At 70.4% G+C, this 14,235-nt stretch carries 9 protein-coding genes; 3 read left to right on the forward strand and 6 right to left on the reverse strand.

Annotated features, from left to right (window positions below; genetic code table 11):
* Nucleotides 1-47 precede the first annotated feature (47 nt).
* The 6 genes from ACRRSS_RS10660 to ACRRSS_RS10685 all read right to left on the reverse strand — a co-directional run bounded on the left by ACRRSS_RS10660 (nucleotide 48) and on the right by ACRRSS_RS10685 (nucleotide 7,559).
* Complete coding sequence (locus ACRRSS_RS10660) at nucleotides 48-1,241, reverse strand: PAC2 family protein (RefSeq protein WP_435970972.1); 1,194 nt, start codon at nucleotides 1,239-1,241, stop codon at nucleotides 48-50.
* A gap of 141 nt (nucleotides 1,242-1,382) precedes the next feature.
* A complete protein-coding gene (locus tag ACRRSS_RS10665; protein ID WP_435970973.1) occupies nucleotides 1,383-2,444 on the reverse strand; it encodes an LLM class flavin-dependent oxidoreductase in 1,062 nt (353 codons plus the stop codon).
* 150 nt (nucleotides 2,445-2,594) lie between these two features.
* Entirely contained in the window at nucleotides 2,595-4,199 is a 1,605-nt protein-coding gene (locus ACRRSS_RS10670) for an FAD-dependent oxidoreductase (protein ID WP_435970974.1), read from the reverse strand.
* Nucleotides 4,200-4,202: 3 nt separating this feature from the next.
* Entirely contained in the window at nucleotides 4,203-5,735 is a 1,533-nt protein-coding gene (glpK, locus tag ACRRSS_RS10675) for a glycerol kinase GlpK (protein ID WP_435970975.1), read from the reverse strand.
* A gap of 35 nt (nucleotides 5,736-5,770) precedes the next feature.
* Entirely contained in the window at nucleotides 5,771-6,529 is a 759-nt protein-coding gene (locus ACRRSS_RS10680; RefSeq protein ID WP_435970976.1) for an MIP/aquaporin family protein, read from the reverse strand.
* A gap of 265 nt (nucleotides 6,530-6,794) precedes the next feature.
* Nucleotides 6,795-7,559, reverse strand: a complete 765-nt coding sequence (locus tag ACRRSS_RS10685; RefSeq protein WP_435970977.1) for an IclR family transcriptional regulator — start codon at nucleotides 7,557-7,559, stop codon at nucleotides 6,795-6,797.
* Between the two features lie 243 nt (nucleotides 7,560-7,802).
* Here ACRRSS_RS10685 and metH point away from each other — a divergent pair, with 243 nt between their 5' ends.
* From metH to ACRRSS_RS10700, 3 genes are all read left to right on the forward strand, one after another.
* Nucleotides 7,803-11,315, forward strand: coding sequence for a methionine synthase (gene metH / locus ACRRSS_RS10690; protein WP_435970978.1), 3,513 nt, complete (start codon nucleotides 7,803-7,805; stop codon nucleotides 11,313-11,315).
* A 129-nt stretch (nucleotides 11,316-11,444) separates the two neighbouring features.
* The gene (locus ACRRSS_RS10695) at nucleotides 11,445-12,143 is read left to right on the forward strand and encodes an HAD family hydrolase (protein ID WP_435970979.1); all 699 of its coding nucleotides are present in this window, start codon (nucleotides 11,445-11,447) and stop codon (nucleotides 12,141-12,143) included.
* Nucleotides 12,144-12,608: 465 nt separating this feature from the next.
* Nucleotides 12,609-14,198: an ABC transporter substrate-binding protein gene (locus tag ACRRSS_RS10700; RefSeq protein WP_435970980.1), complete on the forward strand. Its 1,590-nt coding sequence runs from the start codon at nucleotides 12,609-12,611 to the stop codon at nucleotides 14,196-14,198.
* Nucleotides 14,199-14,235: the final 37 nt, after the last annotated feature.

Consider the following 14,235-nt stretch of genomic DNA (forward strand, 5'->3'; position numbering starts at 1 on the left):
GGCGCCCTGGGGCGCCCCTCCCGTTCCGTCGTCGTCGCGACGAGCCGCTACTTCTCGGGCCCGCCGTCCGTGCCGGTCTCCGGCTCCGCGTCCGTGTCCGGCTCCGCGCGCGTCTCCGTGGCCGCGTCCGGCTCCGTGTCCGTGTGCGCGTCCGTGTCCGGCGTCGCGCCGGTGTCGGCGGGCCGCTCGGCCGAGCCCTCCGCGGCATCCGGTTCCTCGGACTCCCCGGCCGGCTCCGGTCCCGCGGCCGACTCCGCGCCCGGAACCGACTCGGCGCCCGGGACCGATTCCGGCCCCGGCTGTTCCGGCTTCGGCGGGCGCGTACGGCCGCTCCCCGTCTCCCGGAGGAACGCCGAGTCGCCGCCCTCCGTCGCCACCCCGGGGCCGCCCGGCCCCGAGCCCGGCTCACGCCGCTGCAGGTACCGCTCGAACTCGCGGGCGATCGCCTCGCCCGAGGCCTCCGGGAGCTCCGCCGTGTCCCGGGCCTCCTCAAGGGTCTGCACGTACTCGGCGACCTCGCTGTCCTCGGCGGCCAGCTGGTCCACGCCCACCTGCCAGGCCCGCGCGTCCTCGGGCAGCTCGCCCAGCGGGATGCGCAGCCCGATCAGGTCCTCCAGGCGGTTGAGGAGCGCCAGCGTCGCCTTCGGGTTCGGCGGCTGCGACACGTAGTGCGGCACCGCCGCCCACAGGCTCACCGCCGGCACGCCCGCGTGGGTGCACGCCTCCTGGAGGATGCCCACGATGCCCGTCGGCCCCTCGTACCGGGTCTCCTCCAGGTCCATGGTGCGCGCCAGGTCCGGGTCGGAGGTCACCCCGCTGACCGGGACGGGCCGGGTGTGCGGGGTGTCCCCGAGCAGCGCGCCCAGGATCACGACCATCTCCACGCCCAGCTCGTGGGCGAAGGCCAGGATCTCGTTGCAGAAGGAGCGCCAGCGCATCGAGGGCTCGATCCCGCGCACGAGCACCAGGTCACGGGGCTTGTCGCCGCCGACCCGGACCACGGAGAGCCGGGTCGTCGGCCAGGTGATCTTCCGGACGCCGTTCTCCAGGAAGACCGTGGGCCGATTGACCTGGAAGTCGTAGTAGTCCTCGGCGTCGAGCGCCGCGAACACCTCGCCCTTCCATTCCCGGTCAAGGTGGGCGACCGCGGTGGAGGCGGCGTCGCCGGCGTCGTTCCAGCCCTCGAACGCGGCCACCATGACCGGGTCGATCAGCTCGGGTACCCCCTCGAGCTCGATCACCCAGCGCCTCCTTTTCGAAGTTCCTGTCGTACGGACCAACCTTACGGCTTTCCGGAGGTCCGTCCGCAGCCCCCGGACATCCCCGAAAACCCGTGCGGCCTTGATCGACTACCCAGGAACTCGCCTCCGCACACGGCGGTGTCACTCCTCCCAGAGCGTGCTCGGCGCCTCCCTCCGTACCACCGGGGCGATCTCCTCGGCGAAACGCTGGAGCGTCTCGATCTGTTCGCCCGTCGACTGGGCGAAGGTGTCCACGGTGACGGACTGGAGGTCGTGTCCGTAGTGCTCGTGGTAGCCGAGGATCTTGTCGATGATCTGCTGCGGCGAACCGATCAGCTGGGGACCGTCCGCGACGGCGTCCTCGATCGTGCGGAACGGGGTGTTGTATCCGGCCTTCCCCTCCAGGTGCGGCCGGAAGCTCTGCCGGACCTTCGCCTCGTACAGGTCCCTGTAGCGGGTGACCGCCTGTTCTGCGGTGTCGGCGATGAGCAGGCCGCCGGAACCGGCAGCCACGCGCGCGTGGGCGGGGTCGTGCCCGTACTCCTCGAACTTCTCGCGGTAGTGGGCGATGAGCTTCGCGTACGCCTCGCGGGGCTGGATGGCGTTGGCGGTGAAGAGCGGGTCACCGTGCTTCGCCGCGAGTTCGGGGGAGTTGAGACTGGTGGCCGAACCGTGCCAGATCCGGGGCGGACCCGCGTACGGGCGGGGAACCGTGGTGACGTTCTTCAGCGCGGGCCGGAACTCGCCCTCCCAGTCGACGCCCTCCTCCGTCCAGAGGCGGCGCAGCAGCTCGTACTTCTCCTTCTGGAGGTCCCACTGCCGCTCCTCGTCCAGACCGAAGAGGTCGAAGTGGCCCGCCTCCGCGCCCTTGCCGACGACGAGTTCGAGCCGTCCCCGGGAGAGCTGGTCGAGCGTGGCGTAGTCCTCGGCGACCCGCACGGGGTCGAGGATCGCGACCACGGTGACGCCGGTGAGCAGCTTGATCCGGGTGGTGCGGGCGGCGAGCGCGGCGAGCAGCACGGTGGGGGCGGAGGAGAGGAACGGGCCCGCGTGCCGCTCGCCGACCGCGTACGCGTCGAAGCCGAGCCGTTCGGCGGTCTCGCCGAGCGTGACGACCTGCTCCAACCGGTCGGCCGCGGAGAGGATGTCGCCGGTCAGCGGGTGCGGGGAGTGGTGGACGATCGAGAGCACCTGAAACTTCATGCGTTCCACTCTGCGCGCCGAGTGTTGCGGCGGTGTGGACGACGTGTGGCGCGCCGCAGGGGCGGCCCTCCGGAGAGGAACCGCCCCTGTGCGTACGGGAGTCGCCTCCCGTGAACCTGCCCGCCCAGGTGTCCGGCGGACGTGTCCCGGCTACTTGTCCAGCATCTTCTCGACGTCGGCGCGGATCTCGTCCGTCGCGAGACCGCGGATGGTCAGCGTCGTGCGGCGGCGCAGCACGTCGTCCGCCGTCTCGGCCCACTCGTGGTCGCGGGCGTAGGCGACCTGCGCCCAGATCTCCGGCGCGTCCGGGTGGATACGGCGGGCCAGGTCCGGGTTCTCGTTCGCCATCCGCGCGATGTCGAAGGAGAGCGAGCCGTAGTGGGTCGCCAGGTGCTTGGCGGTGTCGGCGGCCATCCGGGGGCCGGGCGCCGGACCGTCGACGAGCAGCCGGTGGGCGACCGCGTTCGGGTTGGCTATACCGGGCAGCGGCAGCCGCTTCGGCAGCGTCGACACCGGCTCGTAGTCCTCGCCGAGCGGGTGCCCGGGAAGCTGCTCCAGCTTCCTCATCACCGTACGGCCGATGTGGCGGAAGGTCGTCCACTTGCCGCCGGCCACCGACAGCATGCCGCCGCGGCCCTCGGTGACGACCGTCTCGCGCTTGGCCTTGGAGGTGTCGCCGGGACCGCCCGGGAGCACCCGCAGACCGGCGAAGGCGTAGGTGATCAGGTCGCGGGACAGCTGCTGGTCGCGGATGGAGAACGCGGCCTCGTCCAGGATCTGGGCGGTGTCCTTCTCGGTGACCTCGACCTGGCCGGGGTCGCCCTCGTACTCCTCGTCGGTGGTGCCGAGCAGCAGCATGTCCTCCCAGGGGAGGGCGAAGGTGATGCGGTACTTGTCGATCGGGGTGGCCAGGGCGGCCTTCCACGGCGAGGTCCGCTTGAGGACCAGGTGCGCGCCCTTGGAGAGGCGGATGGAGGGGGCCGCGTTCGGGTCCTCCATCCTGCGCAGGTGGTCGACCCACGGGCCGGTCGCGTTGAGCACGAGACGGGCGGTGACACCGAACTCGTCGCCGCTGGTGCGGTCCTTGAGCTCGGCGCCGGTGACCCGGCCCCTGGTGAAGCGCAGCCCGGTGACCTCGGCGTGGTTGAGGACGGTGGCTCCGGCGTCGACGGCCGCGCGGACCGTCATCAGGGCCATGCGGGCGTCGTTCATCTGGTCGTCGCCGTAGACGGCCACGGCCTTGAGGTTGTCGGTGCGCAGCTCCGGAACGTCCTGCGCGGCCTTGGCGGGGGAGAGCAGGTGTCCGACGCCGTCGCCGAAGGCCGAGAGGGCGCTGTAGGCGAAGACGCCGGCGCCGAGCTTCGCCGCGCCGTGCGGCCCGCCCTTGTAGACGGGCAGGTAGAAGGTGAGGGGGTTGGCGAGGTGCGGTGCCACCTGACGGGAGACCGCACGCCGCTCGAAGTGGTTCTCCGCCACCAGCTTCACCGCGCCGGTCTGCAGGTAGCGCAGTCCGCCGTGGAGGAGCTTCGAGGAGGCGGAGGAGGTGGCGCCGGCGAAGTCGCCGGCGTCCACCAGGGCCACCCGCAGGCCCGACTGTGCGGCGTGCCAGGCGGTGGAGATGCCCAGGATGCCGCCGCCGATCACCAGGAGGTCGTACGTCGCCTTGGAAAGCTGGTCCCGGGTCTCGGCGCGGCTCGGGAGGGAGCCGGACGCCGGGTGCGTCCCAAGGGCAGGGACGCTCTGCAGGGTGGTCATGTCTTACTCCTCGGATGCGTCATCGAGCCAGCCCATGGAGCGTTCCACGGCCTTGAGCCAGCTCTTGTACTCGCTGTCACGCCTGCCGGCGTCCATGCGAGGGGTCCATTCCGCGGCGCGGCGCCAGTTGGCGCGCAGCGCGTCGGTGTCCGGCCAGAAGCCGACGGCCAGGCCGGCGGCGTAGGCGGCGCCGAGGCAGGTGGTCTCGGCGACCATCGGACGCACGACGGGCGCGTCCAGGAAGTCCGAGAGGGTCTGCATCAGCAGGTTGTTGGAGGTCATGCCGCCGTCGACCTTGAGCGCGGCCAGTTCGACGCCGGAGTCCTTGGTCATGGCGTCGGTGATCTCGCGGGTCTGCCAGGCGGTCGCCTCCAGGACGGCGCGGGCGATGTGCGCCTTGGTGACGTACCGGGTGAGGCCGGCGATCACACCGCGGGCGTCGGAGCGCCAGTACGGGGCGAACAGTCCGGAGAAGGCCGGCACGAAGTAGGCGCCGCCGTTGTCCTCCACCGAGGACGCGAGGGTCTCGATCTCGGCGGCGGACTTGATCAGACCCATCTGGTCGCGCATCCACTGCACCAGGGAGCCGGTGACGGCGATCGAGCCCTCCAGCGCGTAGACCGGCTTGGAGTCGCCGATCTGGTAGCCGACCGTGGTCAGCAGGCCGCTGTAGGAGTTGATGATCTTGTCACCGGTGTTCATCAGCATGAAGGTGCCGGTGCCGTACGTGGACTTGGCCTCGCCCTCGGCGAAACAGGTCTGGCCGAAGAGGGCTGCCTGCTGGTCACCGAGCGCCGAGGCGACCGGGACGCCGGCGAGGGCGCCGTCCTTGACGTGGCCGTAGACCTCGGCGGAGGAGCGGATCTCGGGGAGGACGTTGAGGGGGACCCCCATCGACTCCGCGATCTTCTCGTCCCAGGCCAGCGTGTGCAGGTTCATCAGCATGGTGCGCGAGGCGTTGGTGACGTCGGTGACGTGCACGCCGCCGTCGGCGCCGCCGGTCAGGTTCCAGATGACCCAGGAGTCCATGGTGCCGAAGAGGATGTCGCCGGCCTCGGCGCGCTCGCGCAGGCCCTCGACGTTGTCGAGCATCCAGCGGATCTTCGGGCCGGCGAAGTAGCTCGCCAGCGGCAGGCCGGTCTCGCGGCGGAAGCGGTCCTGGCCGACGTTGCGGCCGAGCTCCTTGCAGAGGGCGTCGGTGCGGGTGTCCTGCCAGACGAGGGCGTTGTGGACGGGCTCACCGGTGTTCTTGTCCCAGAGCAGCGTGGTCTCGCGCTGGTTGGTGATGCCGATGGCCTTGACGTCCGCGGCGGCGATGCCGCCCTTCGTCAGGGCGCCGGCGACGACCTCCTGGACGTTGGTCCAGATCTCGGCGGCGTCGTGCTCGACCCAGCCCGGCTTCGGGAAGATCTGCGCGTGCTCCTTCTGGTCGACCGAGACGATCCGGCCGTCCTTGTCGAAGACGATGCAGCGGGAGGAGGTGGTGCCCTGGTCGATCGCGGCGATGAAGGGGCCGGAGGTGTGTGCGTCGGTCACGGTGTGCTCCATGGGAGGTCTGGAAGAAGGACGGCTCAGGCGAACGCGATGTTGTAGATACCCGCGGCGAGGGCTCCACCGATCAGCGGACCGGCGACCGGGATCCAGGCGTAGCTCCAGTCGGAGCCGCCCTTGTGCTTCAGCGGCAGCAGGGCGTGCACGATGCGCGGGCCGAGGTCACGGGCCGGGTTGATCGCGTAGCCGGTCGGGCCGCCGAGCGAGAGGCCGATGGAGACGACCACGAACGCGGTGATCAGGGCGCCTATGACGCCGAGGCCCTTGCCGCTGTCGTTGAGGCCCTGGGTGAGCACGGCCAGGACGAGCACGACGGTGCCGATGATCTCGGTGGCCAGGTTCTGCCAGGTGTTCCGGATCTCGGGGCCGGTGGAGAAGACGCCGAGCACCGGGCCGGGGCCCTCGATCGGCTTCTGGCCCGAGGCCTCGGGGTCGGCGAGGTGCGCCTGGAACTGGCCGTAGTAGGCCACCCAGACCAGCGCCGCGCCGATCATGGCGCCGAGCATCTGGCCCGCGACGTAGACGGGGACGTTGCCCCAGTCGCCGTCCTTGACCGCGATTCCGACCGTGACGGCGGGGTTCAGATGGGCGCCCGAGAGGGAAGCCGTCATGTAGACGGCCGTCATGACGGCGAAGCCCCACCCGAAGGTGATCGCGAGCCAGCCCGCGTTGCGGGCCTTGGAGCCCTTGAGCGTGACGGCGGCGCACACACCGCCGCCGAGCAGAATGAGAACGGCGGTACCGATGGTCTCGCCGAGGAAGATGTCGGAGCTGGACACCCGCGACTCCTTTGTCCTTCGTCCAGGGGAAGGCGAACCCCGGGTCCCTCCGGTGGTCCGCGCCCTCGTGTGAGGGCGTTACCGGCCCTTGGCACTGCCACACCATAGCGCTTATTGCCGTTAGGTGTTCGGCAATGCCGACCGGTGAACGGAAGTTTTGCCCCCGGGTTAACAACACGTCAAGGCTTCGGGACATGAAAAACCCGCCGATAACGCGATCGTTACCGGCGGGTTCTGTCGTACGCGGCGTGCCGCGCCGAGGGCCTCAGAAGCGCCCGCCCCCCAGATCCCGGGACACCGCGCGGGCGCAGTCCCGCACCGCCGCCACCAGCTCGGGTCGCAGCTCCCCGGACGGGCACAGCCGCTCCACGGCCCCCGTGACCGCCACCGCGCCCACCGGCATCCGCCGCCGGTCGTGGATCGGCGCCGCCACCGAGGCCACGCCCTCCCAGGTCTCCTCCGCGTCCGCGGCCCAGCCCCGGGCCCGCACCATGTCGAGCAGCGACTCGAACTCCCCGAGTTCCGTGGTCGTACGGGGCGTGAACGCCTCCCGCTCGACCTCCAGGACCTCGCTGTGCGCCACCGGGTCGTACGCCGAGAGGACCTTGCCCAGGGCCGTGGAGTGCAGCGGCTGCATGGCCCCCACCTCCAGGACCTGCCGGCTGTCGTCCGGCCGGAAGACGTGGTGCACGATCAGCACGCCCCGCTGGTGCAGCACCCCCAGGTGCACGCTCTCGCCGCTGGACCGCGCCAGGTCGTCCGTCCAGACGAGGGCCCGCGCGCGCAGCTCGTGGACGTCCAGATAGCTGTTGCCGAGCCGCAGCAGCTCCGCCCCCAGCTGATAGCGGCCCGAGGCCGCCTCCTGCTCCACGAAGCCCTCCGCCTGGAGGGTGCGCAGGATGCCGTGGGCGGTGCCCTTGGCGAGCCCCAGCGAGGACGCGATGTCGGACAGACCGAGCCGGCGCTCGCCGCCCGCGAGCAGCCGCAGCATGGCCGCCGCCCGTTCAAGCGACTGGATGTTCTTCGCCATCGCCCGACCCCTTATCCCTCTCACGCTGTTCGACAATGCTGAACACTATCGGTCGATGCCGACCTTGCGTTACACATGACAGTGTCAGCCAAGACGGGCCGTACCGGGAGTCCCCGCACACAGGATGCCGTCCGGCCCGTGGGACGCCGTGTCCACCCCGGCCGGAGCGCGGTTACGCTGGCCCCGTGCCCCCTCCACCGAGGGCGCAAAGCCGACAGCCGTCGCACCCCTGGGAGCTCATCCATGGCCTCGTTGCCGACCCCTTCCGCCGACAGCCGGACCCGCGCAGCGGCCCTCCGCGAGGCGCTCGCCAGCCGAGTCGTCGTCGCCGACGGCGCCATGGGCACCATGCTCCAGGCACAGGACCCCACCCTCGAGGACTTCCAGAACCTCGAAGGATGCAACGAGATCCTGAACGTCACCCGGCCCGACATCGTCCGTTCGGTCCATCAGGAGTACTTCTCCGCCGGCGTCGACTGCGTCGAGACCAACACGTTCGGCGCCAACCACGCCGCCCTGGCCGAATACGACATCCCCGGGCGCGTCCACGAGCTCTCCGAGTCCGGTGCCCGCATCGCCCGCGAGGTCGCCGACGAGTTCACCGCCGCCACCGGCCGCCAGCGCTGGGTCCTCGGCTCCATCGGCCCCGGCACCAAGCTCCCGACCCTCGGCCACGCCCCCTACACCCTGCTGCGCGACGCCTACCAGCAGAACGCCGAAGGCCTCCTCGCCGGCGGATCCGACGCCCTGCTCGTCGAGACCACCCAGGACCTGCTCCAGACCAAGGCCTCCGTCATCGGCGCCCGCCGCGCCCTCGACGCCCTCGGCGCCGACGTGCCGCTCATCGTCTCCGTCACCGTCGAGACCACCGGCACCATGCTCCTGGGCTCCGAGATCGGCGCCGCGCTCACGGCCCTGGAGCCGCTCGGCATCGACATGATCGGCCTGAACTGCGCCACCGGCCCCGCCGAGATGAGCGAGCACCTCCGCTACCTCGCCCGCCACTCGCGCATCCCGCTCTCCTGCATGCCCAACGCCGGCCTGCCCGTCCTCACCTCCGACGGCGCCCACTACCCGCTCAGCCCCGCCGAGCTGGCCGACGCCCAGGAGACCTTCGTCCGCGAGTACGGCCTCTCCCTCATCGGAGGCTGCTGCGGTACGACCCCGGAGCACCTGCGCCAGGTCGTCGAGCGCGTCCGCGACCTCACCCCCGGCGAGCGCGACCCGCGCCCCGAGCCCGGCGCCGCCTCGCTCTACCAGACCGTGCCGTTCCGCCAGGACACCGCCTACATGGCGATCGGCGAGCGCACCAACGCCAACGGCTCGAAGAAGTTCCGCGAGGCCATGCTGGACGCGCGCTGGGACGACTGCGTCGAGATGGCGCGGGACCAGATCCGCGAGGGCGCGCACATGCTCGACCTCTGCGTGGACTACGTGGGCCGCGACGGCGTCGCGGACATGGAGGAGCTCGCGGGGCGGTTCGCCACCGCGTCGACGCTGCCGATCGTGCTGGACTCCACCGAGGTGGAGGTGATCCGGGCCGGTCTGGAGAAGCTCGGCGGCCGGGCCGTCATCAACTCCGTCAACTACGAGGACGGCGACGGACCCGAGTCCCGCTTCGCCAAGGTCACCCGGCTGGCCCAGGAGCACGGCGCCGCGCTCATCGCCCTCACCATCGACGAGGAGGGCCAGGCCCGCTCCGTCGAGCACAAGGTGGCCATCGCCGAGCGGCTCATCGACGACCTCACCGGCAACTGGGGCATCCACGAGTCGGACATCCTCATCGACACCCTGACCTTCACCATCTGTACCGGTCAGGAGGAGTCCCGCAAGGACGGCATCGCCACCATCGAGGCGATCCGCGAGCTGAAGCGCCGCCACCCGGACGTCCAGACCACGCTGGGCCTCTCCAACATCTCCTTCGGCCTGAACCCGGCCGCCCGCATCCTCCTGAACTCCGTCTTCCTCGACGAGTGCGTCAAGGCCGGCCTCGACTCGGCGATCGTCCACGCCTCGAAGATCCTGCCGATCGCCCGCTTCGACGACGAGCAGGTCACCACCGCCCTCGACCTCATCTACGACCGGCGCGCCGAGGGCTACGACCCGCTGCAGAAGCTGATGGCCCTCTTCGAGGGCGTCAACACCAAGTCGATGAAGGCCGGCAAGACCGAGGAGCTGCTCGCCCTGCCGCTGGACGAGCGTCTCAAGCGCCGGATCATCGACGGCGAGAAGAACGGTCTGGAGGCCGACCTCGACGAGGCCCTGACCCTCCGGCCCGCCCTGGAGATCGTCAACGAGATCCTGCTCGACGGCATGAAGACGGTGGGCGAGCTGTTCGGCTCCGGCCAGATGCAGCTGCCGTTCGTGCTCCAGTCCGCCGAGGTCATGAAGACGGCCGTGGCCCACCTGGAACCGCACATGGAGAAGTCGGACGCCGACGGCAAGGGCACGATCGTCCTCGCCACGGTCCGCGGCGACGTCCACGACATCGGCAAGAACCTCGTCGACATCATCCTCTCCAACAACGGCTACAACGTCGTCAACATCGGCATCAAGCAGCCCGTCTCCGCGATCCTGGAGGCCGCCGAGGAGCACAAGGCCGACGTCATCGGCATGTCCGGCCTCCTCGTGAAGTCCACCGTGATCATGAAGGAGAACCTGGAGGAGCTGAACCAGCGCGAGCTGGCCGCCAAGTACCCCGTGATCCTCGGCGGAGCCGCCCTCACCAGGGCCTACGTCGAACAGGACCTCCACGAGATCTACCAGGGCGAGGTCCGCTACGCCCGCGACGCCTTCGAGGGCCTGCGCCTCATGGACGCCCTCGTCGCCGTCAAGCGCGGCGTCCCCGGCGCCGAACTGCCCCCGCTCAAGCAGCGCCGGGTCGCCAAGCAGCCCGCCACCGCCCTCCAGGTCGCCGAGCCGGAGCCCGGCGGCCGCTCCGACGTCTCCGTCGACAACCCGGTGCCGACCCCGCCGTTCTGGGGCACCCGGGTCGTCAAGGGCATCCCGCTGAAGGACTACGCGTCCTGGCTCGACGAGGGCGCCCTCTTCAAGGGCCAGTGGGGCCTGAAGCAGAACCGGGCCGGTGACGGACCCTCGTACGAGGAGCTCGTCGAGACCGAGGGCCGGCCCCGGCTGCGCGGCTGGCTGGAGCGCCTCCACACGGAGAACCTCCTGGAGGCGGCCGTCGTCCACGGCTACTTCCCGTGCGTCTCCAAGGGCGACGACCTGATCATCCTGGACGACGCCGGCAACGAGCGGACCCGCTTCACCTTCCCGCGCCAGCGCCGGGGCCGCCGTCTCTGCCTCGCGGACTTCTTCCGTCCCGAGGAGTCCGGCGAGACCGATGTCGTCGGCCTCCAGGTCGTCACCGTCGGCTCCCGGATCGGCGAGGCCACGGCCGAGCTCTTCGCCTCCGACTCCTACCGGGACTACCTGGAGCTGCACGGCCTCTCCGTGCAGCTCGCCGAGGCCCTCGCCGAGTACTGGCACGCGCGCGTCCGCGCCGAGCTGGGCTTCGGCGGCGAGGACCCGGCCGACGTGGAGGACATGTTCGCGCTCAAGTACCGCGGCGCCCGCTTCTCCCTCGGCTACGGCGCCTGCCCCGACCTGGAGGACCGCGCGAAGATCGCGGAGCTGCTGGGTCCCGAGCGGATCGGCGTGCACCTGTCGGAGGAGTTCCAACTCCACCCCGAGCAGTCCACCGACGCGATCGTGATCCATCACCCCGAGGCGAAGTACTTCAACGCTCGGTGACCGGCCGGAGATGAATCCGCGCTTTCCCGGTGATCGGGACGTACACTAGTCGGTCCAGTGCAGGCCGGTCTTCCTCCCCGTACCGGGGAGGGGGGCCGGCCTTCTCGTCCCTCCATGGAGGTGTGCCGGATGACCAGTACGGTCCCCGCGTCCCTGATCCGTACGAACGGAAGCTCCGCCCTGCAGGCGGTCTTCCTCGACATGGACGGGACCCTCGTCGACACGGAGGGCTTCTGGTGGGACGCGGAGGTCGAGGCCTTCGCCGACCTCGGTCACCGGCTGGACGAGGCCTGGCGGGACGTCGTCGTCGGCGGCCCCATGACCCGCAGCGCGGGCTACCTCATCGAGTCCACCGGCGCCGACATCACCCTCACCGAGCTGACGGTCCTGCTCAACGAGAAGTTCGAGCAGCGCATCGCGCGCGGAGTACCGCTGATGCCGGGCGCCGAGCGGCTCCTCACCGAGCTGGCCGCGCACAACATCCCGACCGCCCTGGTCTCCGCCTCGCACCGCCGCATCATCGACCGGGTCCTCCACTCGCTCGGCCGCGACCGCTTCACGCTCACGGTCGCCGGGGACGAGGTCGTACAGACCAAGCCGCACCCCGAGCCGTACCTGACGGCCGCCCAGGGCGTCGGCGCCGACCCCGCGCTCTGTGCCGTCGTCGAGGACACCGCGACCGGTGTCGCGGCCGCCGAGGCGGCGGGTTGCCGGGTCGTCGCGGTGCCCTCCGTGGCGCCGATCGCACCCTCCCCGGGCCGGGTCGTCGTGCGCTCCCTCGAAGAGGTCGACGTGCCCTTCCTCCGCACATTGATCACCGGCATCTGAGGTTTTTCTGAGCTTCCCCCGGCGGAATGCGCTTTCGCCAGGGGAAAACGATCAGGCCATTCGCCGAAAAGGCCCCCGCGTGACCTTGGTCACGCAGAGTGCCGGACGGTGGGTGGCCTCCGTTGCGTTCATGCCCGAAAAGGGCGCGTTTCGGCGCCCCCATGTGTCCCGATTCGCTCGCCGCCGTCCGCATCATCCGACGCATGGTTATCGAGAGCCCCGTATTCATGATCACTGTGCGATTACCCCCGCGGCCGCCGGTGGTCCGGCAATAGCGACACCGCCCACTAATCTTTCGCGAGTACTTCGCCGCATAACCGCGTGCAACGGCGCACCCACCGAAGTCGCCGCGAACACAGGACCGATCGCAACACCCGGCCCGATCGCTCCCGCCCCGACCGGGCGGCCGGCGGCGGAGTTCCACTGACCGCTGTATCCCAGTGCCGGATGAGGAGATCGTCCCTGATGAACCGCAAGACCCTGGTGCTCCCGGCCGTGGCCGGACTGCTCGCACCCCTGCTGGCCGCCTGTGGCGGAGCGGAGGACGGTGGAGCGATCGTCGTCGGCACCACGGACCAGTTCATCGCCACCGCGGACGCCCCCGCACCGCTCGACCCCGCCTTCGCCTACGACACCGGCGCCTGGAACATCCTGCGGCAGACCGTCCAGACCCTGATGCACGTGCCCCGCGACGGCGGCGAGCCCGTCCCCGAGGCCGCCCAGAGCTGCGGATTCTCCGACAAGGCCAGCGAGAGCTACCGCTGCAAGCTCCGCTCCGGCCTCACCTTCGCCGACGGCACCCCGATCACGGCCGAGGACGTCAAGTACTCCGTCGAGCGCGTCATGAAGATCAAGTCGGACAACGGCACGGCCGCCCTCCTCTCGAACATCGACACCGTCGAGACCAAGGGCACCGACGAGGTCGTCTTCCACCTGAAGACCCCCGACGCCACCTTCCCGTACAAGCTCTCCACCCCGGTCGCCGGCATCCTCAGCAAGGACAAGTACGCCGCCGGAGAACTCCGCGAGGGCTTCGACGTCGACGGCTCGGGCCCGTACACCATGAAGGTCGAGCGCGAGGGCGAGAAGGCCACCCGCTTCGTCTTCACCAGGAACCCCGCCTACAAGGGCGACATCACGCTGCGCAACGACAGGGTCGAGCTCCGCCCCTACGCCGACGCCGACACCATGGGCGAGGCCCTGGAGAGCGACGACATCGACATGATGGCCCGCTCGCTGTCCCGGCAGCAGATCAAGAACCTCACCGAGACCCCCAAGGACGGCATCGAGGTCGTCGAGGTCCCCGGCCTGGAGATCCGCTACCTCGGCTTCAACACCAAGGCCCCCGCCGTCCAGGAGAAGGCCGTCCGTCAGGCCATGGCCGCCGTCGTCGACCGGGGTGCCCTCGTCGACCTCGTCTACGGCCCCACCGCCGAGCCGCTCTACTCGCTGATCCCCTCCAGCATCACCGGCCACGCCACCCCCTTCTTCGACGAGTACGGCGAGCCCGACCACGACCGCGCCGCCAAGCTCCTCAAGGACGCCGGCGTCGAGACCCCGGTCAAGATGACGCTCAACTACACCACCGACCACTACGGCGCCGAGACCGCCCAGGAGTTCGAGGCGCTCAGGAAGCAGCTCGTCGCCAGCGGTCTCTTCGACGCCACCGTCCAGGGCGCCGAGTGGTCCACCTTCCGCACCGCCCAGAAGCGCGGCGACTACGCCGTCTACGGTCTCGGCTGGTTCCCGGACTACCCGGACCCGGACAACTACATCGCGCCGTTCCTGGACAGCGACAACTTCCTCAACACCCCGTATGTGAACAAGGTCGTCCGCGACCAGCTCATCCCGCGCTCGCGCCGCCAGGCCGACCGCACCGCCGCGAGCCCCGTCTTCAACCAGATCCAGAAGATCGTCGCCCAGGACGTACCCGTCCTGCCCCTGTGGCAGGGCAAGCAGTACGTCGCCGCCCGCGACGACCTCAACGGAGTCGAGTACGCCCTCAACACGTCCTCCGACCTCCTCCTCTGGGAACTGGGCCGCGGTACCGCATAACCCCGTCGACTGGATCGGTTACACCGGCCGCGCACCC

Source organism: Streptomyces sp. Qhu_M48, from assembly GCF_051305195.1.
Classification (GTDB): domain Bacteria; phylum Actinomycetota; class Actinomycetes; order Streptomycetales; family Streptomycetaceae; genus Streptomyces.

Bases quoted from the DNA above. Each gene is read 5' to 3' on its own strand.
- ACRRSS_RS10665 (WP_435970973.1), bottom strand. From the start codon at position 2,444: ATGAAGTTTCAGGTGCTCTCGATCGTCCACCACTCCCCGCACCCGCTG.
- ACRRSS_RS10700 (WP_435970980.1), top strand. From the start codon at position 12,609: ATGAACCGCAAGACCCTGGTGCTCCCGGCCGTGGCCGGACTGCTCGCA.
- ACRRSS_RS10685 (WP_435970977.1), bottom strand. From the start codon at position 7,559: ATGGCGAAGAACATCCAGTCGCTTGAACGGGCGGCGGCCATGCTGCGG.
- ACRRSS_RS10670 (WP_435970974.1), bottom strand. From the start codon at position 4,199: ATGACCACCCTGCAGAGCGTCCCTGCCCTTGGGACGCACCCGGCGTCC.
- metH (WP_435970978.1), top strand. From the start codon at position 7,803: ATGGCCTCGTTGCCGACCCCTTCCGCCGACAGCCGGACCCGCGCAGCG.
- ACRRSS_RS10695 (WP_435970979.1), top strand. From the start codon at position 11,445: ATGACCAGTACGGTCCCCGCGTCCCTGATCCGTACGAACGGAAGCTCC.